Source organism: Microbulbifer pacificus (assembly GCF_033723955.1).
Taxonomy (GTDB): domain Bacteria; phylum Pseudomonadota; class Gammaproteobacteria; order Pseudomonadales; family Cellvibrionaceae; genus Microbulbifer; species Microbulbifer pacificus.
The window spans coordinates 1684324-1710643 of the sequence record NZ_CP137555.1 but is presented as its reverse complement, the minus strand read 5'-3'; the positions used below and the strand labels follow the sequence as shown (position 1 = coordinate 1710643).

Genomic DNA, 26320 nt, shown 5'->3' with positions numbered 1-26320 from the left:
TGCCCCGTTTACCGCGGTTGATCCGCTGATGGTGTGAGTTTGCTACAGAATTCCGCCAGCTCCACATATTCCTTCACACTCAGGGTTTCCGGGCGGCGGCCGGCGTCCATCGGCAGCTGATCCGGGTCCAGTTCCGGGAACAGCGGCTTCAGTGCATTGCGCAGGGTCTTGCGTCGCTGCTGGAAGGCGACGCTGACGATGCGCTCGAGCAGGGCTTCGTCTTTGGCCGGGTGCGGCAGTGTCTGGTGCGGGATCAGGCGCACAATGGCGGAGTCCACCTTGGGGGCTGGCCGGAAAGACTGCGGAGGAACCGGGAACAGTCCCTGTACGCGGCAGAAATACTGGGTCATCACACTCAGGCGGCCGTAGGATTTGGCGCCCGGTAGCGCGCTCAGGCGATCAACCACTTCCTTCTGCAGCATGAAGTGCATGTCCTTCACCTTGCCACGGAAACTCAGCAGGTGGAACAGCAGTGGCGTGGAGATGTTGTAGGGCAGGTTGCCGACGATGCGCAGCTGCTCGCCTTCGCCCTGCGCGAGGCTGCCGAAATCGAATTTCAGTGCATCCTTCTCGATGATGGTGAAATCCGGGTAGTTACGGAATTTAAACTGCAGCATCGGGATCAGGTCGCGGTCGAGTTCCACCGCCGTCAGCGACGGGCACTTGTCCAGCAGCAGCGCAGTGATGGCGCCCTGGCCGGGGCCGATTTCCACCAGTTTGTCGGTTTCCTTGGGGCCGATGGCACGCACAATGCGCTCGATGATGTTCTCGTCGACGAGAAAGTTCTGGCCGAAACGCTTGCGCGCTTTGTGTTGGAAAAAATTGTCCATGAATGAATTCGTGTGGCTGAGAGATTACGGTGCGCTGGTTTAAATATGGCGCAGTTGTGCCAGTTCGATAGCCTGGCTTAGGGCGGCGATCAGGCTGCCGGTATCGGCGATGCCCTGGCCTGCAATATTGAGAGCGGTGCCGTGGTCCACAGAAGTGCGGATAAACGGCAGCCCCAGGGTGATATTGATGGCGCGCCCGAAACCCTTGAATTTTAACACTGGCAGCCCCTGATCGTGGTACATCGCCAGCACCGCGTCGCAGCGGGCCAGTTGTGGCGGGGTGAACAGGGTGTCGGCGGGCAGCGGGCCGATCAGGTTGAGGCCGAGGGCGCGCAGGGTGTCGAGTGCGGGTTCGATGACGTCGATTTCCTCGCGCCCCAGATGACCGCCTTCACCGGCATGGGGGTTTAGGCCGCAGACGCCGATGCGCGGGTGCTCGATACGGAACTGCTGCCGCAGGCTGCGGTGCAGGATGGTCAGCACCTGCTGCAGGGATTCGCCAGTGATGGCACTGCTGACGTCTTTCAGCGGCAAGTGGGTGGTGGCCAGCGCCACCCGCAGGTCGTCGGCGGCGAGCATCATCACTACTTTCTCGACACCGGCCTGCTCAGCGAAATATTCGGTGTGGCCACTGAAGGGAATACCGGCATCGTTGATCACGCCCTTGTGCACCGGGCCGGTAACAATCGCGTCAAAGGTGCGATCCATACAGCCGTTGGCGGCAAGGCGCAGTGTTTCCAGTACGTAGGGGCCGTTGGCGGGGTTGAGCTGCCCGGGACGGGCGGGCTCCGGGAGTGCGACCGGCAGCAGGTGCAGGCTTCCATCCGGCGTAATTTCTGCGGGTTGTGCGGGATTGAAGGGTAGCAGCTGCAGGGCTTTGCCCTGACGGGCCGCTTCCTGCCGCAGTAGTTCGGGGTCGGCAATGGCGATGATCTGCGCGCCGGCGATATCGGGCGTACGCCCGGAGCAGGCCAGTTTGACGGCGAGTTCCGGGCCAATCCCGGCGGGCTCGCCGGGAGTAAACGCAATGCGGGGGATCATCGTGGCTAGATTGACGTTGAATTGGGGGACCGGTTACTGGTTCTCTGTATTGCCTGGCTGGGTTTCACCGGATTCGGACTGGTTGTTCAGTTCCGGCAGCTTGATTTCCACATAGGCCTGGTCGCGGATTTCCTGGCGCCAGTTCTGCAGTTCTTCCTCGTAGCGGCGGTTCCGTAGCAGGTTGGCGGCCTGGTTGCGGATGTACTGATCGGTCATATCTTGCTGACGGCGGCCTTCGACCTGCAGGATGTGCCAGCCGAACTGGCTGCGGAACGGCATGCTGATCTCGCCCACCGGGGTATTGTTCATGGCCTGGGTGAACTCCGGAACGAACTGGCCGGGGTTGGACCAACCCAGGTCGCCGCCCTGCAGCATGGTACCGATGTCTTCGGAGTTGTCCTTGGCGGCGTCTTCAAATTTGAGTTCGCCGGCCTCGATTTTGCTGCGCAGCTCCGTCAGCAGGTTGTAGGCGGCATCGTCATCGCGAATCGCGGAAGTCTTCACCAGGATGTGGCGCACCTTGGTCTGCTCCACTACCTGCTCCTGAGCACCGCGTTGCTCGTGAATTTTCAGCAGGTGAAAGCCTGCGTCACTACGGAAAGGCTTGGTGGTTTCACCCACTTTAAGACCGTCGAGGGCATCGGCAAACAGGGTGGGAAGTTCCACGGTCTTGCGCCAGCCAAGGTCGCCGCCCTGAAGGGCGTTCTGACCGGCTGAGTTGGAGATGGCCAGGGCGCGGAAGTCGTCGCCCTTGCTGGCTTTTTCATACACGGCGTCGGCCTTGGCGCGGGCCGCGGCTACTTCTTCCGCCGGGGCGCTGGAGCCCACCGGGATCAGGATGTGGCCCAGCTGGTACTGTGGCGATTTCCAGAACTCGCCCTCTTTGGAGCGCAGGAAGTTGTTGATGTCCTGATCGGTAATCTGGATACGGCGGGCGACACTGCCCTGTTCCACCCGGCGAATGATCAGCTCCTGGCGGATCTGCTGGCGGAAGGCATTGTTGGAGATTCCGTCCGCCTCCAGCTTCTGCTGGAATTCCGCGGGCGACATTCCCATGTTCTGCTGTACCCGGGCAATGGCCTGGTCCAGCTCATCTTCCGGAATGGTGACACCGGCGCGGGCGCCCATCTGCAGCTGCAGGCGCTCGATGACCAGTTGTTCCAGCACCTGGCGGCGCAGAATGTCGATGGGCGGCGCCTGTACGTTCTGGGCGGCGATCTGCTGGGTGATGGTCTGCATACGCTGCTGCAGCTCGCTGGCCATGACCACGTCGTCGTCCACCACGGCTACAACCCGGTCGAGCTTCTGCACCTGCGCATGGGCCTGCAGGGTAAAGGCGCACAGGGCGGCGAGAGCGAGCAGGCCGCGGCGGGGGAAGTTGAACATCTGCATTATTGTCATCACTGTTTCAGTACTTCTCTCTGGTCAAAGTTGGCTATGCCCTGGCTGAGCATCCGGGTGACCGAGCCGCCGATTCCGGCCAGGCCCTTCAACTGCAGTTCAATATAGATGCCTTCGTCGAACTCAAGTTCTTCCGGTGGCACCACATCCGCCAGGTCGTTATCCAGTTCGCGGCGCCATAGCAGCCGGGTGCGATAACAGCATGTGTCGTATTCGAGTCCCGCCAGGTATTCCAGTTCCCGGTCGAAAGTGAAATCGTAAGCGGCCCGGGCCAGGATGGACAGCCGGCTGTTGATGGGCCAGGCGGTGGATACGTCCGCCTGTTTCACCGGCCCCTGCACCAGGTAGGAGTCGGTGGAGTCGTAAATTTCCGCCTTGCGCAGGTAGCGATAGCTCACGTTGAACAGGCGGAAATCGTCATCCAGATAGCGCAGGGTCACGTTGCCGCGATTAATGGTGTGATCGGTGTCGTGGTAGATCGCCTCACTGCTGATGCGCAGGGCGTCGGTGGGGCGACTTTCCAGGCGTGCGGCGAATTCGGAGCGGGGCACGTCCTGGATAAACTCCGCCAGCTCGATACGGCTGGCCTCGGAGTAGAAGATCTGCCCGGCACTGGCGGAAAACAGGTCGCGCCCGCTGCTGGGATCGATAAAGCGCGTGGTGAGACCGAAGGCCGCGCGGTCGGCGTCGTCGATGCGGTCGTTGCCGTTGAAGCGGCTGTCACGAAACAGCTGGTCATAGCTGAAGGTGAACAGCGACGTGTCGTACAGCAGGTTGTCGCTCTTCGGGTCGGTGGCGCGTATATCACTCACGTTCAGGAAGTCGGTCTGGTCCGCTTCGGTGCTCGCCATCAGAAACAGGCGCGGTTCCAGAGTTTGTACATACTCTTTACTGAACAGGTTGCCATCGCGCTCGAAGTACAGGCCGCTGTCGATGGTGAACTGCGCCGCGGAAGCTTCCGGGGTATTGTCCGCCGGATCCGTCAGGAACGTTTCGGCGAGATCGTATCCCAGGTAGATCCCGGTGATTTCCGGATTGAAGAAGCCCCACAACCACTGTTTGTCCCAGCCGAAGCTGTAATCGATCCGGGTGCGATTGGCGTTGACGAAATTCCTGGTCAGCGAGGTCTCACTGTTGGGGTCGTCCACATCGGCGATAAAGCGGATGGTTTCGGTATCGGCGTGGTCAAAGCTGGTCACTTCATGCTGCATCAGCAGCTGCCAGTCACCCCACTTGTAGTTGCCGTCGAGGTTGATTCGCGGCAGCTGGCTGAAGTTTTCGAAGCGATCCTTGACCAGCTGCTGGTACTCCTGCGCACGGATGCTCGCCTGCCAGTGCTCACTGGTAAGGCTTGCCTCGGCGGACTGGTTGAGCGCCGTGAGTGTACGCGGATTGGTGTTCTGCGGGGTGTCCAGCTCTACGTTACCGAGGTCGCGGAAGTAGTCCGCGTCGCTGACCTTGGTGTAATCGATGCGCGTGCGCCACATGCCGCCATTGCCACCTAGCTGGTCCAGGTTTACGAACCAGCGGTCTTCGCCCTTGGCGGGCAATACCAAGTCTTCCGGGAAGCCTTCGTTGATCAGGCGTTGGGCATCTTCATCGTCGCCGCCCTTGTCGTCGGGTAAACCCGCCATGCGCAGCTCGGTATTGAACCAGGGGCTCAGGTGGCGAGTTTCCAGTTCCAACCCGGTGCCGCGGTGCTGTACATAGCGGGGCACAATGGTGGCATCCAGTTGCGGGGCGATGTTCCAGTAATAGGGAACGGCGATATCCCAGCCGTTCTCATCGCTGTTGCTGATGCTGGGGAACAGGAACCCGGACATGCGCTCGCTGCCCACGGGGAAGCGTAGATAAGGGAAATAGAACACCGGCACATCGGCGATTTCCAGGCGCACGTTGCGCGCGGTGCCCTGGCGCTCTACGTTGTCGATGGTGATCTCGCCACCGGTCATGCGCCAGAAAACGTCGTCCGGTTCGCAGCGCGTGTAGCTGCCTTCGGTCAGAATCAGCTCGCCGCTGGCCTCGCGGGAGGCGAAGCGGGCGGAACCGTGCACAAACTCGTCGTGCACCACATAGGTGGCGTCTTCGATCGACGCGGCCTTGCTGTCCGTATGCACTTGCGCCGCCTTGCCCCGTACCAGCAGGCTGGGCTCGCGCATTTCGATGGCACCGCTCAGGTAGGCAGTGCTCTCCTCCCGGTTCACATCCACCTGATCGGCGAACAGCTGGCGGTAGCCCTGGGTGATGTGCACATTGCCGCGCAGTTGCGCGGTGCCGTCTTCCAGCCAGTTGGAACTGTCGGCGGTGGCGCGCAGGGGGGCATCTTCCGGCAGCAAATTGGCATTCGGGTAGGTGCGTGTCGGCTCGATGAAGGTGCCGCCGCAAACCGGTGCCAGCTGGCTGCGTTCGAGCGGGTCCAGCTGGCTCTTGGGGAACCAGTCGAGGTACAGGTAGGGATTGGCTTGCGGTTGCGCGACCGGCTGTTTCCCATCCTGATTGTCATCGGCAGCGGCGGGCAGCGCCCACAGGGGCTGGAGCGCAAGCAGGCCGAATGCGAGGGAACGCGGGCGCGATAATTGTCCAATGGCCAGCGCGAGGCGGCGCCAGCGGGAAGCTTCCAGCATCGAGTGAATGGTTCCGGCTATCTTTAGAGTCTGTTCCGTTGGCGAGTGCGCGCGATCCGGAGGCGGTTGCGCAGCCCGTGCGTCCGGGTATCCAGTCAGTGTGACAGAGCCAATATGACAGAGCTTGTGACAAAAACCGGAAGTTGTGACGGCGATGGCAGGCTGGTGCGCAAAAATCAGCGGTCGATTCTACTTGAATGGCCGTAACCATGGAAACAATAGCGGGTGATCCGCACCGCCAGCGCAGTTACAATGCGCAGTTTTTAGGCGGGCAGACAGTGATCCCGCCCAATCAGCAGTATCGATGAGAGCAGGTGGCGGATGAATGAATGTGTAACCCAGGCCCCCGACGAGCGCCGCGAAGCGCTGCGCCAGTGGGCCGCCCGCGCCCTGCAGTCTGGTCATGAGGTGCTGCATGTGCCGCCGCTTGAGCGCACGCTCAATTTGCAGCCATTGTCCGGTGACGCGGGCTTTCGCCGCTATTTCCGCACCGATACCACGCCGACACTGATTGCGGTGGACTCGCCGCCGAGCAAGACCAACATCAACCGCTTTGTCGCCCTGGCCGACTACCTGCGTCGCCACGGTATTCACACACCGCTGGTGATTGCCGCCGATATCGAACATGGCTACATGCTGCTGGAGGATCTGGGTGACATCCAGCTGTTGCGGATGCTCAACCCCGACAGCGTCGCCGGCCTTTACGCCGAAGTCATCAACGAACTGCTCTGTCTGCAGCAGATCCCGCGCGCCGAGGGCATGTTCCCGCCGTATAGCCGCGAACTGCTGCACATGGAGATGTCGATTATGCCGGAGTGGCTGATCGGCAAATTGCTGGGGCGGGAGCTGAGTGCCGATGAGCACCAGCTGCTGGAGCGCACCTTTGCCCACCTTCTCGACAGCGCCAGCAGTCAGCCCCAGGTGCTGGTGCATCGCGACTACCACAGTCGCAACCTGATGGTGCGTAGCGGAGAGCGCCCCGGCGTGGTCGACTTCCAGGATGCCGTATGGGGCCCGGTCACCTACGACCTGGCGTCCCTGCTGCGTGACTGCTATATCCGCTGGCCGCGGGAGCAGGTAGAAAACTGGGCGCTCGCCTACGCCTCCTCTGCCATCGACGCCGGTATCATTCCCGAAGTCGCCCCGGAAACCTTCCTGCGCTGGTTTGACTGGATCGGCCTGCAGCGCCACTTCAAGGTGCTCGGCCTCTTCCCGCGCCTGTACCTGCGCGATGGCAAACACGGCTACCTGCCGGATCTGCCGCTGGTGATCCGTTACACACTGGAAGTCAGCGACAAATACCCGGAGTTGCAGCCCTTCGCCGACTGGTTCCGCGCCGAAATCCTGCCGCTGGTGGAAAAGCAGGACTGGTACCGCGACTACCGCACCGCCGGCGAGCGCCGTCCCGCGAAAACCGAATTATCCCGATAACCGCGAACATGACAGCCCATCCGAAAAACGCCCCTGTAGCCATGGTTCTCGCCGCCGGATTTGGCAAACGCATGCGGCCGCTGACCGACCGCATGCCCAAGCCGTTGATCCCGGTGCTTGGCAAGCCATTGATCGAATACGCGCTCGAGCGTCTGGCAAATGCGGGCGTGTCTCAGGTGGTCATCAACCTCGCGCACCTCGGCAGCCAGATCCGCGATCACCTCGGCAGCGGTGAGCGCTTCGGGCTCGAGATTCACTACTCCGACGAAAGCGAACCGCTGGAAACCGCCGGCGGCATTACCAAGGCACTGCCGCTATTGGGCAGTGCGCCATTTCTGGTGGTGAACGGCGACGTCTGGTGCGACTTTGATTTCTCGGAGTGGATCGCAAGCCCCCTGCCGCAGGACTGCCCCGGTCGCCTGCTGATGGTGCCAAACCCGCCGCACAATCCGGAGGGTGACTTTGGTATTGAGGAGGGGCTGCTTTCCGGCACCAGCAAACCGCGCTTTACCTTTGCCGGTATCAGCTACCTGCGCCCGCAGATTCTCACTGGCTATCCCAACGCCCGCGAGCGCTATGGCCTGGGTGAAGTCTTCGCCCACAATGAAGATCTGATGCAGGCGGAAGTGTACGCGGGCGACTGGTGTGACGTAGGTACACTGGAGCGCCTGAATAACCTGGAAGAGCGGCTGCGGGCCGAATAAACAACAGGGCCTACGAAGTTCAGAAACGTACGAAGCACAGAAACCTGAATCGAAGGTCGGGTGCTGGGTGGGGTTTTTCAGGATCGTCGGCAACAGGGATGTTGCCGACGAAGCGTACAGGGACGTATTCACAGCGGTCCTGAAAAACCCCGCCCGGCGCCCGGCCGCCACCGGGCCTAAACAAAGCACGAGGCTCTGGGGCACAAAACCAAAGCACTGAGACGAGAACATGCCGGACTACAAAATTGCACCCTCCATCCTCTCCGCCAACTTCGCCCGCCTGGGTGAGGAGGTCGATAACGTACTCGCCGCCGGCGCCGACTGGGTGCACTTTGACGTGATGGACAACCACTACGTCCCCAACCTCACCATCGGCCCCATGGTGTGCAAGGCACTGCGCAACCACGGCGTAACCGCCCCCATCGACGTCCACCTGATGGTCGAGCCCGTCGACGACATGATCCGCATGTTCGCGGACGCCGGTGCCACCTACATCACCTTCCACCCGGAAGCGAGCAAGCACGTCGACCGCTCCCTGCAACTCATCCAGTCCCTCGGTTGCAAGGCCGGCCTCGTATTCAACCCGGCTTCCAGCCTCGACGCCGCCAAATACCTGCTGGATAAACTCGACATGATCCTGCTCATGTCCGTAAACCCCGGCTTCGGCGGCCAGAAATTCATCCCCGCCACCCTCGGCAAACTCACCGAAGCGCGCAAACTCATCGACGACTCGGGCCTCGACATCCGCCTCGAAATCGACGGCGGCGTGACCAAGGACAACATTCGCGAGATCGCCAAAGCGGGTGCCGACAGCTTCGTCGCCGGTTCCGCGATCTTCAATGCGGATGACTATGCTGAAGTAATCAAGGCGATGCGCGCGGAGTTGGCGCAGGCCTGAGGTCCTTTCTCAAGAAGTGGCGCTCCGGCGCCACTCTCGGTCATGCCGTCATTCGGTCATAAAGGACTGCAAAGGGCCAAAATCGAGCAACAAAATCTTGAGCTTGCCGCCTCTATCAGAGATTTGTACACTTGCTGGCCGAATACAGGGAAGCAACTCGACGCTGCGAGATTCTGACATTGAACTGCACTGCCCACCTCATCAACAGCTGGCGATGGCGCCACTGATCCTTAGAGCCTGAAGACCGAGTCAATTGCACAGGTCCGACGGGCGCCTTTCCCGCGGGTAGGATTCCACAACAGATGCGAAATCCAGGCCCCGAAACAAGAAACAAAGCATTGCACAGACCGGAGTCGCCATGACCCCCAGCGAATACGCCCAACTTGCGTCTGCAGGATACAACCGCATACCTTTTGTCCGCCGTGTACTGGCGGACATCGAAACCCCGCTGACCACCTACATGAAGCTCGCCGCACGCGACGGTGGCCGCTACAGCTACCTGCTGGAATCCGTGCAGGGCGGGGAAAAGTGGGGACGCTACTCCATTATTGGGCTGCCCGCGCGCACCGTGTTGCGTGCCATGGGCCATGAAGTCAGTGTCGAGGTCGACGGTAAAATCGTCGAGCGGAAACAGGTGGCTGACCCGCTGGCGTTTGTGGAGGAATTCCAGGGGCGTTACAAGGTGCCGGAAATCGAGGGCCTGCCGCGCTTTAATGGCGGCCTCGTCGGTTACTTTGGTTACGACTGCGTGCGCTATGTGGAGCCCAAGCTGGCCCAAAGCTGCCCGCCGGATACCCTTGGGACGCCAGACATATTGCTGATGGTCAGCGATGAGCTGGTGGTGTTCGACAACCTCGCCGGTGCGGTGATTTTTATCGTGCATGCGAACCCGGAACAGGAAGACGCGCTGGAACAGGCCCAGCGTCGCCTTGACGAGCTGGTGGGACAGCTATCGCAGCCGCTGGCGAGCGTCGACCCGTTGGGAATTGACGGCAACCACACCGCCGAGGAAGAGTTCACCTCCCACTTTGGCGAAGAGGCGTTCAAGCAGGGCGTACACAAGGTAAAGGAGTACATCCTCGCCGGTGACGTCATGCAGGTGGTGCCGTCGCAGCGCTTGTCGGCGCCGTTCAAGGTCCCGCCGCTGAATCTCTACCGCGCGCTGCGCAGTCTCAACCCCTCGCCGTATATGTACTTCCTCGATCTCGGCGACCACCAGGTGGTGGGCTCCAGCCCGGAGATCCTTGTGCACCTGGAAGACGGCGACATGACCGTGCGCCCGATCGCCGGCACCCGCCGCCGCGGTGAAACCGAGGAGCAGGACCTGGCGCTGGAGCAGGATCTGTTGGCGGATCCGAAGGAGATCGCCGAGCACCTGATGCTGATCGATCTCGGTCGCAACGACGTGGGCCGGGTGGCGGAAACGGGCTCGGTGCAGGTGACAGAAAAGATGGTGGTGGAGCGCTACTCCCACGTGATGCACATCGTGTCCAACGTCACCGGCAGGATCAAACCCGGATTGACCGGCATCGACGCCCTGCGCGCGGCGCACCCCGCGGGAACCTTGTCCGGCGCGCCGAAAATCCGCGCGATGGAAATCATCGACGAGCTGGAACCGGAAAAGCGCGGTGTCTATGGCGGCGCCGTGGGTTACCTGGCGTGGAACGGCAATATGGACACCGCCATTGCAATCCGCACCGCGGTGATCAAGGACGAGAAAATTTATGTGCAGGCCGGTGCCGGCCTGGTGGCGGATTCCGATCCGCAGTCCGAGTGGGATGAAACCATGAACAAGGCGCGGGCACTGTTCCGCGCAGTGGCCATCGCCACCGGCGAATAACCTTTTACTGTTTAACCATTGGAAGATGTTTTCCCGATGAATGAAGTCTCAGTAGCAGCGAAGCGCAGTTTTGCAGATCAGTGCCGCCAGCTGGTGGATCTGCCGCTGTTCAATCAGGTCATCATTGCCCTGATTTCGGTCAATGCCGTGGTGGTTGGTCTGGAAACCTCCACTTGGGTGTTGGAGCGCTACAGCGGTCTGCTGCACGGTATCAACCAGCTGATCCTGCTGGCGTTTATTGTCGAGGCGGCCATCAAGATCGTGGCCCAGGGCAATCGCCCCTGGCGCTATTTCGCCAATGGCTGGAACTGTTTTGATTTCTCCATCATCGTGCTGAGCCTGATCCCCGCGGCGGGCCCCATGGCCACACTGGCGCGGCTGGTGCGGGTACTGCGGGTACTGCGTCTGGTATCGGCGTTTCCGGAGCTGCGTCTGCTGGTGGATACGCTGCTGCGCAGCCTGCCCAGCATGTTCCATATCAGCCTGCTGATGGGAATCATCTTTTATATTTACGGAGTGGCTGGTTATTTCCTGTTTCACGAAATCGACCCGACCCACTGGCGCAGCCTGCCGATTGCGCTGCTGAGTCTGTTCCGTATCGTCACCTTTGAGGACTGGACGGATATTATGTACACCGCGATGGAGTCCATGCCTTACGCCTGGCTGTACTTCATCAGCTTTGTGGTGATGGGTGCATTTGTGATGATCAACCTGTTTATCGGGGTGGTGCTTAACAATCTGGAAGAGGCCAAGCTGCGCAGGCTGGATGAATTGCAGCTGCCGCCGAGCCAGACGGAAATTCTGCGCGAGCTGCGCGCAACCCAGGAATCCCTTGCGCGTTTGCAGAAGCGTTTGGGGGAACTGGGGGACGGAAAAGGAACTGACTCATGATCCTGATGATCGACAACTACGACTCCTTCACCTTCAATGTGGTGCAGTATCTGGCGGAGCTGGGGGCGGACGTCGTGGTAAAGCGCAACGATGAAATCAGTGTTGCCGATATCGAGCAGCTGAACCCGGAAAAAATCGTGATTTCCCCCGGTCCCTGTACACCGAATGAAGCGGGCATCTCGATGGATACCATCCGCGCCTATGCTGGACGGGTGCCGATTCTGGGCATATGTCTCGGCCACCAGAGCATCGGCCAGGTATTCGGTGGTCGCGTGGTGCGAGCCCGTCAGGTGATGCACGGCAAGACCTCGAATATCGTGCACAACAATGTCGGCGTGTTTCACGGCCTGTCCAATCCGTTTGAAGCCACACGCTACCACTCGCTGGTGGTGGAGAAGGGCAGTCTGCCGGATTGTCTGGAGATTACCGCCTGGACCGAAACCGAGGACGGTGAGATCGATGAGATCATGGGCTTGCGCCATCGCGAACTGGCGGTGGAAGGTGTGCAGTTCCACCCGGAGTCGATCCTGACTCAGCACGGGCACGATATGTTGCGGAATTTTTTGGAAAGCTGAGCCTGAGTGCTCTGCCAGTTCATGGGTGCTTCGTAGGTAGAACGGTGGCGGCACTGCTGCCGGTATCCGTTTGCGAGACACGCCGTGAACCCATCCATGGGGGCTCTTCCGCGAGGTCCCTCTCGCGGAAGGTCTCGCAAACGGATACCGGCATCACCGCCTTCGCGTCTGATGCCGAAACACTTGCGGCTCCGCGAATAAATACTTAGGGAAGGGGAAAATAATGAATATCCAGCAGGCCATTGCCAAACTGGTGGACGGCGAACATCTCACCCGCGAAGAAATGCGGGATGCCATGGGACAGATCATGCGCGGTGAGGCGGAAGATGCGCAGATCGGCGCGTTTCTGGTAGCTCTGCGTATGGCCGGTGAGTCGGTCGAAGAGATCACCGGTGCGGTGGAAGTGATGCGCGAGCTCGCGACCAAAGTGGAAATCGACCACACCCACGCGGTGGATATCGTCGGTACCGGCGGTGACGGCGCCAACCTGTTCAATGTCTCCAGTGCTTCCAGTTTTGTCGCCGCCGCCGCTGGCGCGCGGGTGGCGAAGCACGGCAACCGCTCAGTCTCTTCCTCTTCCGGTGCCGCCGACCTGCTGGAAAAAGCCGGTATCTATCTTCCGCTCACCCCGGAACAGGTCGCCCGCTGTATCGACGGCGTGGGGGTGGGGTTCATGTTCGCGCCGAGCTATCACAGTGCCATGCGCCACGCGATCGGGCCGCGCAAGGCGCTGGGGCTGCGCACCATTTTCAATCTGCTGGGGCCGCTCACCAATCCCGCCGGGGTCAAGCGCCAGGTGATCGGGGTCTACGACCCGCACTACACCCGTGTGCTGGCGGAGGTGCTGCAAAGCCTTGGCGCGGAGCACGCGATGGTGCTGCACAGTGACGACGGCCTGGATGAAATCAGTATTGCCGCCGATACCCGCGGCTGGGAGCTGAAAAACGGCCAGCTGAAAAAATTTACCATCTCCCCGGAAGATTTCGGCATTGAGCGCCAGAGCCTGGACGGCCTGTGTGTGGACGGCGCCGAGGCCTCGCTGGCATTGATCCGCGATGCCCTTGGCAAGCGCGAAACCGCCGCCGGCGACAAGGCAGCTGATATCATTGCGATGAATGCCGGTATGGCCATCTATGTGAGCGGTGTGGCTGCGAGTCGCGCGGAGGGCGTGAGCATGGCCCAGGATGCGATCTACAGCGGACTGGCCGGAGAGAAGATCAATGAGCTGGCAGCGTTTACCAGCGCATTCAAAGAGTGAAGTTATGGATACGCCAACGATTCTGAAAACCATCGTCCAGCGCAAGTGGGAAGAAATTGCCGAGCGCAAACAGTTGGTTTCCCTGGATGAAATGCAGCAGCGCGCGTTGCAACAGCCCGCTTGCCGCGGATTCGTGCGTGCGATCGAAAACAAGATCGCCGCGGGCGAAGCGGCGGTTATCGCCGAAATCAAAAAGGCCTCCCCCAGCAAGGGCGTGATTCGTGAGGATTTCATCCCCGCGGAGATTGCCACCAGTTATGAAAAGGGCGGTGCCGCCTGTCTGTCGGTGTTGACCGATGTGGATTATTTCCAGGGTGCCGACGAATACCTGCAGCAGGCCCGCAACGCCGTGCGCCTGCCGGTTATCCGCAAGGACTTTATCGTCGATCCCTATCAGGTGTATGAGGCCCGCGCCATCGGCGCCGACTGTATTTTGCTGATTGTCGCCTGCCTTGACGATACACAGCTCACCAGTCTCAATGACCTGGCATTGGAGCTGGGTATGGATGTTCTGGTGGAAGTGCACGATCGCGCCGAACTGGAGCGTGCATTGAAGCTGCCGAATCGCCTGATCGGCATCAACAACCGCAACCTGCACACCTTCGATGTGCAGCTGGAAACCACATTTAAATTGCTGGAGCTGATTCCGGACGATCGCATTGTGGTCACCGAGAGCGGCATCCACACCACCGACGATGTGGCGGCCATGCGCGGTCACAATGTGGATGCCTTCCTGGTGGGGGAAGCGTTTATGCGCGAACCCGAGCCGGGTCGCCGCCTGCTGGAACTGTTCAACTGATTCCCTGCTAGTGCGGAGTCAGTGCCCCAGCGGGTGCACCGGCTCCGCGGCCGCCGGAAATTAAAGCAAGCCGGCTTTGGTAAATATCTCGATTGCCGGTGCCAGTTCCCGTTCATATTTTTTCCAGCGCGCCACCGCGCTGCGATACACCGGCTGGCGCACCTGCACGCTGCTGGCGGTACTCACTGCTCCCTCCGCCGCCGAAAAATCCAGGCAGCGTTCGTCCCAGGGTAAATCGCAGAATGCGATCAAGCGCCGGCTCTCTGCTTCCGGGTTTTCGGTAAAACCCTCGTAACACACTTCATGAATACGGCCGGGGTAAAGCCGTTTCCAATGCACCATTAACTGGTGGAACTGCACGATGTAGCGGGCCGTATCTTCCAGAGCGTAATTGTAGTGATAGTAGGCAAACTGAAAGGAAAACAGCTGGCGGTAGTTGCTGAGGCAGGTATCCAGCGGGTGGCGTTTCAGCAGTACAAAGCGGGCGCCGGGCAGGCACTGCGCGATCAGACCCAGGTAGAGAAAGTTCATCGGCAGCTTGTCCACAAATCGCGGTGCCTGACTGCCCGCCGCCTGCAGGCGGTCGGCGACGCTCGCGAGATAGTCCCGGCCAATGGCCTGCCGGTCGGCATGCGCCAGCCCACTCAGCACGCCGGCGTCGAGCACGGCGTTTGACGCGCTGCCGGAGGCGCGCTTGGCGGCCAGCGGGAAATCCTGAAGCTCGCCCAGTGAATGCATCTGCGGGTGGCTGTGTAGGACCCGCTCGATCAGGGTGGTGCCGGAGCGGGGCATTCCCAGCACGAAGATGGCCTGGTTTCCCTCTGTGGCCGTGACCGTGTCGGACGCACCGGAAAATGCTGCCGTGACGCCGTCAAACAGCGCCTGGTCGCGGGAGAAATCGTAGCGGATTTTCTGTTTGTACACGCGCTTGGCGGTCGCCAGTGATTGGAATGCGCTGTGGAAATCCCCCTCGCGCTCGAGCTCCCGCGCCATGGCATGCGCCAGATAAAGTTGCTCCTCGGGAGAAAAACGCCGGGACTGCTGGATTTGTCGCAGCTGCGGCAGTCGCTGGCTCTCACTGCGATTTTTTTCCAGTTCCGATAGTGCCCAGTGGGCGCGCGCGAAGTCCGGCTGCAGCCGGATGGCTTGTTCATAGGCGGCGCGGGCAGCCTCCAGATTCCCGAGGAACTGCTCCGCACTACCGAGATTGAACTGGAACTGGGGATTCTGTGGTTGCTTGCCCACGGCGCCGCGAAATGCCTCTGCGGCCTTTAGTTGATCGCCGACCTTGCTGTAGATCACTCCGAACGTATCCAGCAACAGCGCCGACGACGGATGTTTCTGCATGCCGAGATCTGCCGTTACCCGCGCGTCACCAATTTGCTGCAGCTGTATATGGCAACGGGCTTTCTGTGACAGGTACTCGGGATTGTCGGGATCGAGTCGCAGGGCTTCGCGGACCAGTTCCAGTGCCCGGCGAATCTGGCCGGTGGCGGTGCTGGCAATACTGGCGAAGAACCAGCCATCGGCCATATCCGGCGCGACCTGCTGCAATTGCGTGGCGAGCAGGGCGAGATCGCGATAGACGCCGCGGTTGAGTGCACTCACCGCGCGCTGGTGCAACTCGGCGATGTTGGGGTTATCGGGTGTTTGCATAAGATGAAAATACAAAAGCCGGCCCGGGTTATCCAGGCCGGCTTTTGTTTGATCCGGGGACTACCGTTTAAAAACGGTAGGTCACCCGGGCGCCGATGGTACGCGGTGTACCCACATACTGCGCGTAGGAGCGCAGGTTGAAGTCACCGTACAGGGTGCCGGGGCCGTCGGTCTCGCTCTGCAGAATATCCGACCGGCGGCTGTTGCGGGTGCCGGTGACGTAATACTTGTTCCACAGGTTGTCGACATAGGCCTGAACCAGCCAGCTATCCTGCTCCAGGCTGGCGGAGATATGGTGGACCGCGTAGCCGGGAATGGCTTCACCACCGCGATCGCCGTCGATGCGCTCGCCGGTTTCCTCGTCGATGTAGTACAGCGGGTCTTCCGGACCGCCGACGGTGTTATACACATCGCTGGCGTAGACCAGGCCGTAATTCAGCAGCAGGTCCTGGCCCAGCAACGCCGTGCGGTAATTCAGGTTCATGGAGCCCTGGTGTTCTGCGTGTCCCGGCAGGCGCGCACCTTTCTCGGCGGTGTAATCGCCCACCAGACCGGGTGCGTCTTCACTCAGTTCCGCATTGGTGTAGGCGTAGCTGAAGCTCAGATCCAGGTTGTCGCGGATCATCCACTGCCCCTGCAGTTCCAGGCCGCGGCTGAAGGCGGTGCTGCCATTGGCCAGAATCGGCAGGTTGCCAAACTCGGTGGTGCTGGACAGCTGCAGGTCGCTCCAGTCGATATAAAACAGCGCTGCGGTCAGGGAAACGCGCTCGCCGACAAGGCCCTTGTAACCGATCTCGTAGTTGTCGATCAGGTCCGGCTGGTAAGCCAACTCGTGAGACTGGGCACACAGCTTCTGCCCGTCGTCCTCACCGGCAAGTTGCTCCGGGCTGCACTCCGGAACCGAGTTCACGCCACCGATGCGGTAGCCCTGGGAATAGGTGAAATACACCATGCCGTCATCATTGATGTCCCAGGAGGTGTTGAACTTGAACAGGTCACCGTCGTCACTACCCTTGTTGCGCCGGAGATCGACATTGATGGCATCCTGCGGGGCGCCGTCCCAGACGGTCTCGAGCAGCGGCAGGCCAAAGCCGCCGGTGATGTCGGTCTCATACTCGTAGGCGCGATAGCCGGCGGTGACCGACCAGCGGTCGGTAATCTGGTAGCTCACTTCACCGTACAGCGCGGATTCCTTGCTGAGGCGGTCGGTGAGTTCGATGTACTCAAGAGCGTCCGGGCGCAGCTGTATGCCATCAAAGTTATCCACCGCGAACTGGTCGAAGCCGGGCACGAACTCCATGCTGGCGTAGTCCCACTGTTTCTCGGTGGTGAAATAGCCCGCGACCCACGACAGCGGTCCGTCGCTCTGGGAGACCAGGCGCAGCTCAAAGGTATCGGTTTCCTCCATGGCTTCCTCGCGGGTATACGCGGAGAAGCTGGGAAATTCTTCGTAACCATACTCAAAGCCCAGCAGCAGGTCGGTCTGGTCGCGCTGGCCGAGCTCGTCGTACTGGGACTCACCGTAGGTGGCGGTGGCTTCGGCAAAGCCCAGATCCGCGCTCACTTCCAGGCTGGTGAGCTTGTTGGTGAAGTGGTTGGGTTCCTCGACGCGCGCTGCGGATTCATAGCGCCCGGTGCCGAATGCGAGCTGGTTGTTCAGCTGGCGGCCCTCGGCCTTGGTGTCCTGGTAGTAGTGCCACAGGCTGGTTTCCAGCCAGTCGGTCGGGGCCCAGCGCAGATTGGCGCGGCCCGACAGGATGTCGGCGCCGCTGGCGTCTTTCACAGTGCGCAGGTTGGCGGCAACGTCTTGCGGGTCGGAGAAGTCCGGCTGCGGGTTCGATACGCCCGGCTCGCGCACCACGTAGCTGTAGTCGATAAAGCCGGGATCCTTGACCTGGTCGAGGTTGATGCGCAGCGCGAGCGTGTCGCTGAAACCCAGGTTCAGGGTGCTGCCGTACTCCTGCCCGAAGCTGTCGCTTTCGGCGTTGCGGCTGGCGTTGCCGCGCACTTCGGCGGTGTACTCGCCGAATTCCGCCTTGCGCGGGATATAGCGGATGGCGCCGCCGAGGGTGCCCTGGCCATACAGGGTTCCCTGCGGGCCGATCAGCACTTCCACGCGCTCGAGATCCACCGGGTTCAGGTCCACGGACAGCGGGGTTTCCCCCAGGTAGATGGCCACGGCACTGCTGTCGAAGCCCGGACCGAGTCCGCCGGTATTGAGGCCGCGCACCACAATATCCGGTGACTCATTGCGCGGGCCGCGATCCACCACGGTCAGACCCGGGGTGTAGTAGGCCAGCTTGGCCACGTCATTCAGGCGCAAATCTTCAATCTTGCCACCGTCCACGGCGGAGATATTGATGGGGGTGTCCATCACGCTCTCGGCACGGCGACTGGCGGTCACCACGACTTCTTCGAAAACCGGCGCGCTCAGGCTTTGCTCTGCGGGCTGTGCGGCAGTTAGCAAAGGCAGGGTGGTACAGGAAATTGCGAGCGCCAGATGCTTTTTAGTGAACCGGCGGGAGCCCCCATTATTTTGGATCGTCATTTTCATGGTGTGTGAGTTGGCACATCTAACTACAAAAGATTTCCGCAGAATACCATTTGAAAACTGAAGAAAATGCGGTTGTTGAAATTTCCGCCACAGGAAGTTTGTCCGGAGTGAATTTTCAATGGAAATTGAAAGGACGACCGAGGGGTCGACATAGGGGTTATTTGAGTGGCAGCAGGTGTTCATCCGCGCCGGCACCACTCACGATACCGGCGTAGGCCTTGTATAACTGACTGATCTTGCGCACATAGAGCACGGGCTCGGCACCGCGCACATAGCCGTAGCGCGCATTTGAAAAGTATTGCGGCTCGGAGAGTTTCAGCATGGCCGTTTCGACATTGCCGAACCACACGTCCGGATTCAGTCCCATTTCCTGCGCGAGGTGGCGGGCGTCCAGCAGGTGACCATAGCCCGCGTTGTAGGAAGCGAGGGAGAACCAGAGCTTGTCGATTGCAGGCAACGTCGGCTCAAAGCGATCGCGCACCCAGTTCAGATACTTGATGCCGGCTTTGATATTGCGTTCCGGTTCGAAGACGGGCGGCGGAAATCCCATGTCTTCCGCCGTCATCGGCATGACCTGCATCAGTCCCTGGGCGCCGACCGGAGATACTGCCTTGGGGTTGAAGTTGCTCTCCTGCCAAATCTGCGCAACCACAAGACGCCAGTCGAAGTTGTATTCCTGTGAAGAGTCCTTAACCAGGTTGTCATACGGTGAGAGATCCTCTCCCGGAACCACCCGCGCAGCGACCTGCTGGGTAAAGCGCTTGTTGGGCTGAAAGTAAGCGGCAATTTTTTCCTCGTACTGCGCGCTCTTGCGGAAGTCGGCAATAAACCGATTGAGCTTTTTCTGCAGTTCGCGGTTCTGGGGCATCAGCATCCAGCCCTGCGGTCTGGGATCGCTGAGCATGGTGCCCGGTAACAACTCTGGTTGTAGCGAGGATGCCATCAGTGCGTCATCAGAGTCGACGACCGTTGCATCCAGTTCACCTGCGGCAATTTTGTTGATGATCTCTGCAATGGATATTTCGGGGGGTGCTATCTCCACCCTTACATTAATGCCACTGTTTTTGATCGCGCGACCGGTGGTGATAAAAGGGGAATAGGCGCGCAGCGTCAGCGTGCGTCCCGCCAGATCCTGCACGCTGTTAATTTCGGGCTTCTTTCGGTTGCTTACCACCTGCTCCGGGGTTTCCCGATAGGACGTGGTAAACGTTATCCCCTCGTTGATTCGCTCCTGGGTAATATTTTTCAGCGCGCCGGCAAAATCCCCGCGACCGGCCTTGAGCCAGTCGATCAACTTTTCGTTGTAGGGGACAACGATGACCTGGAGCTGCAGGTCGTGTTTATCGGCAAACGCTTTGGCCAGGTCGTAGTCAAAACCCATCAACATACCTTTCCAAAGGTAATACACGGAGGGCCGGTTGTAGGTCAGAAAGCGGATTACCCCGGACTGCTTGATCGCGTTCCAGTCGGCAATGCGATCCTCTGGTGCTTCAACAAGATTGTGTGTGAGGAAATTGTTAACGGTGGTGAGCAGTTTTTTGGAATCCTTACGCACCGCCCAGGCAATATTTTCGGGCTCTGTGACCGCCGCTCCCAATCGCACATCATCCCGGTAACTGAGCATATTCTCGGCGATGTAGTCGTCGAGTATTACTGCGCGATTTTTTTTCTCATTCAACAGGTCCACTAATGCATCGCGGTCCTCATACACGATTGCCTGCAGGATGGATAATTTTGCCTGCGGATATTGCGCGACCAGGCGTCGCGCCGTATCCACATAGGTGGAGCCCGTCTGGGCAATCAGTTCCACATTGTGCAGTTGCTTAGGATCGGTGATGTCCGGCCCGTTTAAACTGGTGAGCAGCCTCTGGCGGGCCTGCATCAGGGGCAGGGTAAAATCCACCAGTTGGCGCCGCTCCTCGTTGTCGGTCAGGGAGTAGGCCGCGATATCTGCCCTGCCGTCACGCACCATCTCCAGGGCTTCTTGGGGGGTACTTGCCTGTAGCCAGATTGCTTCGAGCTTGAGTTCCGCCGCCAGCTTGTTGGCGAGGTTGACGTTTTTCAGGGTGACGATGCTGTCTCGCGGCAGCAGATCCAGCTCGGGACCGCCCAACGTGACCAGTCGGATTAGGCCGCGCTTGCGAATGTCAGGGAGGTCGCCGGTTTCGATGTAACTGCTTGTTGAGGCTGCTCTGGGCGCAGTGTTTTCTTGTTGGGGAGGCCGTTGGTCGCAGGCGGTGACCAATAGAAGCAACGCCATTGCGATAAACAATGCGCTTGTGAGTAACCGAGCAGCGCCGCTACGGTTCCGCATAGGTCGGTCCCTCGGGCTGAGACCTTGGAATTTTAGTGTGCCTGTTTGGCAATTGCGGCAAACGGCGGCAACAGGGAGGGCCACCAGCGGGCGAGGAATCTCGGGAGTAAATAAAGAGGATAGGGAGCTGTTGCGGGAGGGGAGAGCGGGGCACCCGCAAAGCGGGGTGCCCCGATTCGAAAGCTGGGATCAGCGGGTGCCGAAAACCACCATGGTTTTGCCTTTTACGGATACCAGCCCCTGTTCTTCCAAGGTCTTGAGTACCCGGCCCACCATCTCGCGGGAGCAGCCGACAATACGACCGATTTCCTGGCGGGTGATCTTGATCTGCATGCCTTCCGGATGAGTCATCGCATCCGGCTCGTTACACAGGTCGAGCAGGGTGCGGGCCACGCGGCCGGTCACATCGAGGAATGCCAGGTCGCCCACCTTGCGGGTGGTGTTGCGCAGGCGGCCGGCCATCTGGGTGGCGAGCGCAAACAGGAATTCCGGATGCTGACGGGTCAGTTCCTGGAACTTACTATAGGAAATTTCCGCGACTTCACACTCGGTCTTGGTACGCACCCAGGCGCTGCGGGTATCCTGATCGAACAGGCCCATTTCGCCGAAGAAGTCACCGTCGTTCAGGTAGGCGACAATCATTTCACGGCCTTCGTCGTCCTCGATCAGCACGGTCACCGAGCCGCGCATAATGAAATACAAGGACTCACAGCGATCACCGGCGTAGATGATGGTGCTCTTGGCCGGGTAGCGGCGGCGGTGGCAGTGGGCGAGGAAATCCTCGATGTTGCCAGTAGACAGGGTATCTTCGGTAGCGACCGTCACGGATCTACTCCTTTTCTAGAATTTTTTGTGCCTGATCCCGGGTAAAAAATGATTATCCCGCTAAAACACCGGTGCCAACAGGGGCTGGGCGCGGCAAAGCTCCGCAATGTGATCTGGGCCACTATTTGCGAAGCGCTGGGTTCGGGTGTTGTTTATAACGGTTGTAGACAGCGCTGACAACCGCCGTAAGTGAAGGCTTACTTTGGCTGAATGGTTTGGAACAGTGGTACCAGGTGACGCTGTGCTGCAGATTTCGCAGGCTGTTGTGATAAGCTCCCCGCCCTCATTAATTTTGCAGGAGAGAGTTCCATGGCGGGCGGAGTTATGCAGGGTCGGGTGACCTGGGTAAATGGGCTGACATTTGTCGGTGAGGCCGGCAGCGGCAATTCCGTGGTGATGGAAGGCGGTGTCAAGAACAACGGTATCCGCCCGATGGAGATGATCCTGCTGGGTGTTGGCGGCTGCGCGTCCTACGACGTGGTGAGCATTCTGGAAAAGGCCCGCCAGGATGTGATCGGTTGCCATGTGGAACTCAAGGGTCACCGTCCCGACGCGGTACCGGCGCCGTTTGAGAAGATCGAGATGGAATTTGTGGTGCGCGGCCGCAACATCAAGGAAGTGCAGGTAGCGCGGGCGGTAGAGCTGTCCGCGGAGAAGTACTGCTCGGCCTCCATCATGCTGGGCAAGGCCGGGATTGAGATCGTGCACAGCTACCGGATTGAAGAAATCTGAGTTTGTCGGCTGCTGATACAGCCGGATAAAGAAAAACCCCGAGCCTCACTGAGACTCGGGGTTTTTTTATTTAACTTGGTGGGGAAGCTCAGACCCGGTAACTCACCGATGTCATCGCCTTCGACACCAGCGTCATCAGCCCTTTCACCGGCCCGGGGAAGCGCGCCCCGCCGGCATCCAGCGCAGCGTGCTGGTGTTTGGCCTCATCCACCAGCATTTGCTCCACCACCGCGCGGCTTTTCTCATCCTGCGCCGGCAGTTTCTGCAGATGGCTTTCCAGATGCTTGCACACCTGCTCCTCGGTGGCAGCGACAAAGCCCAGGCTGACCTTGTCGCTGATCTTCCCAGCCGCGGCGCCGATACCGAAGGACAGACCGTACCAGATGGGATTGAGCAGGCTCGGGCGGCTGTCCAGTTCCTGCAGGCGCTGCTCGCACCAGGCCAGATGGTCGATCTCCTCGTCGGCGGCGTGTTCCATTTCCGCACGCACCTGCGGCAACTTGGCGGTCAGCGCCTGCCCTTGGTACAGCGCCTGGGCACACACCTCACCGCTGTGGTTTACCCGCATCAGCCCCGCTGCGTGACGGCGTTCGCTGTCAGTCAGCTCGGTCTCGTCCACGGCCTTCGCCGGCGATAGCCGTTCGTGGCAGGGCGAGCCCGGGCTCAGGGTGCGCAGGGCGCGATCCGCCTGCAGCAGCAGGCGATCAAGACCGCTCAATTGGCGTTGACTGCTCATCCGTGTGTTCCTCAAAGACCGATTACGCTTCTGCGGACTGTTCCCGCTCCACCGCACGGTAGCCGATGTCTTTGCGGAAGAAAACGCCTTCCCAGTAGATCTTGCGCGCGCACTCGTAGGCGTTTTCCTGGGCCTCGGCCACGGTGTCGCCCAGCGCGGTGGCGCAGAGTACGCGGCCGCCGCTGGTAACCACACGCTCTCCGTCCAGCGCGGTACCGGCGTGGAACACCTTGGCGTTTTCGCTATCCGCCTTGTCCAGGCCGGAGATGGCGTCACCCTTGCGGTAGCTGCCGGGGTAGCCGTGTGCAGCCAGCACCACGCCCAGTGCCGGTCGGGAGTCCCACTCGGCGGTGACCTTGTCCAGGCGTTTTTCCACCGCGGCCATGCACAGCTCAACCAGATCGGACTTGAGGCGCATCATGATTGGCTGGGTTTCCGGGTCGCCGAAGCGGCAGTTGTATTCGATGACCTTGGGCGCGCCCTCTTCATTGATCATCAGGCCGGCGTAGAGGAAGCCGGTGTAGGGCATACCTTCACTGGCGAGGCCCTTGACGGTGGGCTCGATGACTTCCTGCATCACGCGCTGGTAGACGTCCTGGGTCACTACGGGCGCCGGGGAGTAGGCGCCCATGCCGCCGGTGTTGGGGCCGGTGTCGCCGTCGCCAACGCGCTTGTGGTCCTGGCTGGTGGCCATGGGCAGGATGTTCTCACCGTCCACCATGACGATGAAGCTGGCTTCTTCACCGGTGAGGAATTCTTCCACCACCACGCGACATCCGGCATCGCCGAAGGCGTTGCCGGAGAGCATGTCGCGCACGGCCAGTTCGGCCTGCTCGAGGGTTTCGGCGACGATGACGCCTTTACCGGCGGCGAGGCCGTCGGCCTTGACCACGATCGGGGCGCCCTGGGCGCGGATGTATTCGATCGCCGGCTCGACTTCGGTGAAGTTCTTGTAGGCGGCGGTGGGGATGGCGTGGCGCTCGAGGAAATCTTTGGTGAAGGCTTTGGAGCCTTCGAGCTGGGCGGCGGCTTTTTCGGGGCCGAAGATGTTGTGGCCGCGGGCATTGAAGAAGTCGACGATGCCGTCCACCAGCGGGGCTTCGGGGCCGACGATGGTGAGGGTGATGCCTTTTTCTTCGACGAAGTCGGACAGGGCGGAGAAGTTGTCGACGCCGATGTTGACGTTCTGGAGTTTGGGTTCGCGGGCGGTGCCGGCGTTGCCCGGTGCGACGAAGACGGTGTCTACGGCGGGGTTTTGTGCGGCCTTCCAGGCCAGTGCGTGTTCGCGGCCACCAGAGCCGATTACCAGGATATTCATTCTTGAGTTTCCCCGTGCCTGTTATTTAGGTGGGCTAGTTTAGCATTTTGCGCTGGGTTGCCGGGTAGGGACTGGAGCTGGGAGGTAGTTAAGAGCGCTTCGTTGCCAGTCCTGAGGCGGTTCTGAAGCTGGTGCCCCTTTCCGAGACACGCCGTGAACCCATCGATGGGGGCTCGGCTGCGGCCGTCCTGGCCGCAGACGGTCTCGGAAAGGGGCACCAGCTCCAGAACCTTCCCGTATAGCGCGGGAATATTACGTACCCGTGTCGGTAGTCGTATTAATCTGCGCTTAGTGACGGAAGTGACGCATGCCGGTAAACACCATCGCCATGCCGTGCTCGTCCGCTGCAGCGATGACTTCGTCGTCGCGCATAGAGCCGCCTGGCTGGATCACGGCGCTGATGCCTACCTTGGCGGCGTTGTCGATGCCGTCGCGGAAGGGGAAGAAGGCGTCGGAGGCCATTACGGCGCCTTTCACTTCGAGGCCCGCGTGTTCGGCCTTGATGGCGGCGATGCGCGCGGAGTTGACGCGGCTCATCTGGCCGGCGCCGACGCCAATGGTGCGGCCATCTTTGGCGTAGATGATGGCGTTGGATTTGACCATCTTGGCAACTTTCCACGCGAACAGCAGTTCGTCCAGCTGTTCGTCAGATGGCTGTACCTTGGTGACCACTTTCAGGTCTTCCTTGGCAACCATGCCATTGTCTTTTTCCTGGATCAGCAGGCCGCCGGTAACGCGCTTGTAGTCGAACGTGGCGGGGCGCTCCTGCTGTTCAGAAAGAGTGGGCCATTCGCCGCACTCCAGCAGGCGCACGTTCTGCTTGGCGGAAACTGCTTTCGCCGCACCTTCGGAAACCTTGGGGGCGATGATGACTTCGGAGAACTGCTTGTCGACGATCAGCTGGGCGGTTTCGGCGTCCAGCTCGCGGTTGAAGGCGATGATGCCGCCAAACGCGGATTCCGGGTCGGTGGCGAAGGCCAGTTCGTAGGCGGTCTTGATGTCTGCGGCTACGGCCACGCCGCAGGGGTTGGCGTGCTTGACGATGACGCAGGCGGGCTCGTCGAACAGCTTGACCGTTTCCAGCGCAGCGTCGGTGTCGGCGACGTTGTTGAAGGAGAGTTCCTTGCCCTGCAGCTGGGTGGCGGTGGACACGGAGGCTTCCTCGGCGTCGGCTTCCACGTAGAAGGCAGCCTTCTGGTGCGGGTTCTCGCCGTAGCGCATGTCCTGGGCTTTTTCGAACTGCACGTTGAAGGTGTTGGGGAACTCGCGGGCTTCGTTGCTGGTGTTACGGGCACCGAAGTGGTTGGCGATCATGCCGTCGTACTGGGCGGTGTGCTCGAACGCCTGCACCATCAGGTCGTAGCGGGTTTCGTAACCCAGCGCGCCGCCGTTGGCTTTCATTTCCTCAATCACGGTGTCGTAGCTGTGGGCGTTGACCACGATCGCCACGTCTTTGTGGTTCTTGGCAGCGGAGCGGACCATGGTGGGGCCGCCGATGTCGATGTTTTCGATGGCGGTGGGAAGGTCGCAGTTGGGGTTGGCAACGGTGGCCTTGAACGGATACAGGTTCACGACAACCATGTCGATGGGCTTGATGCCGTGCTCATTCATTACCGCGTCGTCGGTGCCGCGACGGCCGAGGATGCCGCCGTGCACTTTCGGGTGCAGGGTCTTTACGCGGCCGTCCATCATTTCCGGGAAACCGGTGTAGTCGGAGACTTCGATTACCGGGATACCGGCATCGCCCAGCTGACGGTAGGTGCCGCCGGTGGAGAGGATTTCCACGCCTTGCGCGGCGAGTTCGCGGGCAAATTCTACAATGCCGGTTTTGTCGGAAACGCTGATCAGCGCGCGGCGAATGGCCACCTTGTCAGTCATATCGCATCGTCCATC

General features: G+C 60.5%; 20 protein-coding genes. 9 read left to right on the top strand and 11 right to left on the bottom strand.

The features are described 5' to 3' along the window. Nucleotides 1-8 precede the first annotated feature (8 nt). From rsmA to R5R33_RS07500, 4 genes are read right to left on the bottom strand one after another with little or no spacing between them, the layout of a single operon-like run. The gene (gene rsmA, locus R5R33_RS07515; protein ID WP_318955404.1) at nucleotides 9-830 is read right to left on the bottom strand and encodes a 16S rRNA (adenine(1518)-N(6)/adenine(1519)-N(6))-dimethyltransferase RsmA; all 822 of its coding nucleotides are present in this window, start codon (nucleotides 828-830) and stop codon (nucleotides 9-11) included. A gap of 39 nt (nucleotides 831-869) precedes the next feature. Further along, nucleotides 870-1871 (bottom strand): 4-hydroxythreonine-4-phosphate dehydrogenase PdxA, encoded by a 1002-nt coding sequence (gene pdxA, locus R5R33_RS07510; protein ID WP_318955403.1) that lies wholly within the window; start codon nucleotides 1869-1871, stop codon nucleotides 870-872. A gap of 33 nt (nucleotides 1872-1904) precedes the next feature. After that, the gene (locus R5R33_RS07505) at nucleotides 1905-3272 is read right to left on the bottom strand and encodes a peptidylprolyl isomerase (RefSeq protein ID WP_318955402.1); all 1368 of its coding nucleotides are present in this window, start codon (nucleotides 3270-3272) and stop codon (nucleotides 1905-1907) included. Beyond that, the gene (locus R5R33_RS07500) at nucleotides 3272-5896 is read right to left on the bottom strand and encodes an LPS-assembly protein LptD (RefSeq protein WP_318955401.1); all 2625 of its coding nucleotides are present in this window, start codon (nucleotides 5894-5896) and stop codon (nucleotides 3272-3274) included. The genes R5R33_RS07505 and R5R33_RS07500 overlap by 1 nt, the downstream gene beginning before the upstream one ends. A 321-nt stretch (nucleotides 5897-6217) precedes the next feature. On the opposite strand from R5R33_RS07500, the gene R5R33_RS07495 reads away from it, so the two are divergent. The 8 genes from R5R33_RS07495 (at nucleotide 6218) to trpC (ending at nucleotide 14292) form a co-directional block, all read left to right on the top strand. Then, the gene (locus tag R5R33_RS07495) at nucleotides 6218-7327 is read left to right on the top strand and encodes an aminoglycoside phosphotransferase family protein (protein ID WP_318955400.1); all 1110 of its coding nucleotides are present in this window, start codon (nucleotides 6218-6220) and stop codon (nucleotides 7325-7327) included. An 8-nt stretch (nucleotides 7328-7335) separates the two neighbouring features. Then, entirely contained in the window at nucleotides 7336-8031 is a 696-nt protein-coding gene (murU, locus tag R5R33_RS07490; protein WP_318955399.1) for an N-acetylmuramate alpha-1-phosphate uridylyltransferase MurU, read from the top strand. Nucleotides 8032-8260: 229 nt separating this feature from the next. Next, nucleotides 8261-8929 (top strand): ribulose-phosphate 3-epimerase, encoded by a 669-nt coding sequence (gene rpe, locus R5R33_RS07485; RefSeq protein WP_318955398.1) that lies wholly within the window; start codon nucleotides 8261-8263, stop codon nucleotides 8927-8929. Nucleotides 8930-9287: 358 nt separating this feature from the next. Next, on the top strand, nucleotides 9288-10769 hold the full coding sequence (gene trpE / locus R5R33_RS07480) for an anthranilate synthase component I (RefSeq protein WP_318955397.1): 1482 nt from the start codon (nucleotides 9288-9290) through the stop codon (nucleotides 10767-10769). Between the two features lie 36 nt (nucleotides 10770-10805). Continuing rightward, on the top strand, nucleotides 10806-11660 hold the full coding sequence (locus R5R33_RS07475) for an ion transporter (protein WP_318955396.1): 855 nt from the start codon (nucleotides 10806-10808) through the stop codon (nucleotides 11658-11660). Next, nucleotides 11657-12235, top strand: a complete 579-nt coding sequence (locus R5R33_RS07470; protein WP_318955395.1) for an anthranilate synthase component II — start codon at nucleotides 11657-11659, stop codon at nucleotides 12233-12235. Before R5R33_RS07475 ends, R5R33_RS07470 begins: the two co-directional genes overlap by 4 nt. 223 nt (nucleotides 12236-12458) lie before the next feature. Then, the gene (gene trpD / locus R5R33_RS07465; RefSeq protein ID WP_318955394.1) at nucleotides 12459-13493 is read left to right on the top strand and encodes an anthranilate phosphoribosyltransferase; all 1035 of its coding nucleotides are present in this window, start codon (nucleotides 12459-12461) and stop codon (nucleotides 13491-13493) included. A gap of 4 nt (nucleotides 13494-13497) precedes the next feature. Next, on the top strand, nucleotides 13498-14292 hold the full coding sequence (gene trpC, locus R5R33_RS07460) for an indole-3-glycerol phosphate synthase TrpC (protein ID WP_318955393.1): 795 nt from the start codon (nucleotides 13498-13500) through the stop codon (nucleotides 14290-14292). Between the two features lie 60 nt (nucleotides 14293-14352). Here the strand turns inward: trpC and R5R33_RS07455 are convergent, their stop codons facing one another. From R5R33_RS07455 to crp, 4 genes are all read right to left on the bottom strand, one after another. Then, nucleotides 14353-15948, bottom strand: coding sequence for a tetratricopeptide repeat-containing sulfotransferase family protein (locus tag R5R33_RS07455; protein ID WP_318955392.1), 1596 nt, complete (start codon nucleotides 15946-15948; stop codon nucleotides 14353-14355). Between the two features lie 67 nt (nucleotides 15949-16015). Continuing rightward, nucleotides 16016-18496, bottom strand: coding sequence for a TonB-dependent receptor (locus tag R5R33_RS07450; RefSeq protein ID WP_318955391.1), 2481 nt, complete (start codon nucleotides 18494-18496; stop codon nucleotides 16016-16018). A 163-nt stretch (nucleotides 18497-18659) separates the two neighbouring features. Further along, nucleotides 18660-20615 carry a transporter substrate-binding domain-containing protein gene (locus R5R33_RS07445; RefSeq protein ID WP_318955390.1) on the bottom strand — a complete coding sequence of 652 codons (1956 nt, stop codon included), beginning with the start codon at nucleotides 20613-20615 and terminating at the stop codon, nucleotides 18660-18662. Between the two features lie 390 nt (nucleotides 20616-21005). After that, complete coding sequence (gene crp, locus R5R33_RS07440; protein WP_318955389.1) at nucleotides 21006-21641, bottom strand: cAMP-activated global transcriptional regulator CRP; 636 nt, start codon at nucleotides 21639-21641, stop codon at nucleotides 21006-21008. A gap of 324 nt (nucleotides 21642-21965) precedes the next feature. On the opposite strand from crp, the gene R5R33_RS07435 reads away from it, so the two are divergent. Next, a complete protein-coding gene (locus tag R5R33_RS07435) occupies nucleotides 21966-22373 on the top strand; it encodes an OsmC family protein (RefSeq protein WP_318955707.1) in 408 nt (135 codons plus the stop codon). 88 nt (nucleotides 22374-22461) lie between these two features. On the opposite strand, the gene coq7 is transcribed toward R5R33_RS07435, so the two are convergent. From coq7 to purH, 3 genes are all read right to left on the bottom strand, one after another. Next, nucleotides 22462-23109 carry a 2-polyprenyl-3-methyl-6-methoxy-1,4-benzoquinone monooxygenase gene (gene coq7 / locus R5R33_RS07430; protein ID WP_318955388.1) on the bottom strand — a complete coding sequence of 216 codons (648 nt, stop codon included), beginning with the start codon at nucleotides 23107-23109 and terminating at the stop codon, nucleotides 22462-22464. Between the two features lie 22 nt (nucleotides 23110-23131). Next, on the bottom strand, nucleotides 23132-24427 hold the full coding sequence (gene purD / locus R5R33_RS07425) for a phosphoribosylamine--glycine ligase (RefSeq protein ID WP_318955387.1): 1296 nt from the start codon (nucleotides 24425-24427) through the stop codon (nucleotides 23132-23134). A gap of 288 nt (nucleotides 24428-24715) precedes the next feature. Next, nucleotides 24716-26305 carry a bifunctional phosphoribosylaminoimidazolecarboxamide formyltransferase/IMP cyclohydrolase gene (gene purH, locus R5R33_RS07420; RefSeq protein WP_318955386.1) on the bottom strand — a complete coding sequence of 530 codons (1590 nt, stop codon included), beginning with the start codon at nucleotides 26303-26305 and terminating at the stop codon, nucleotides 24716-24718. Nucleotides 26306-26320 lie beyond the last annotated feature (15 nt).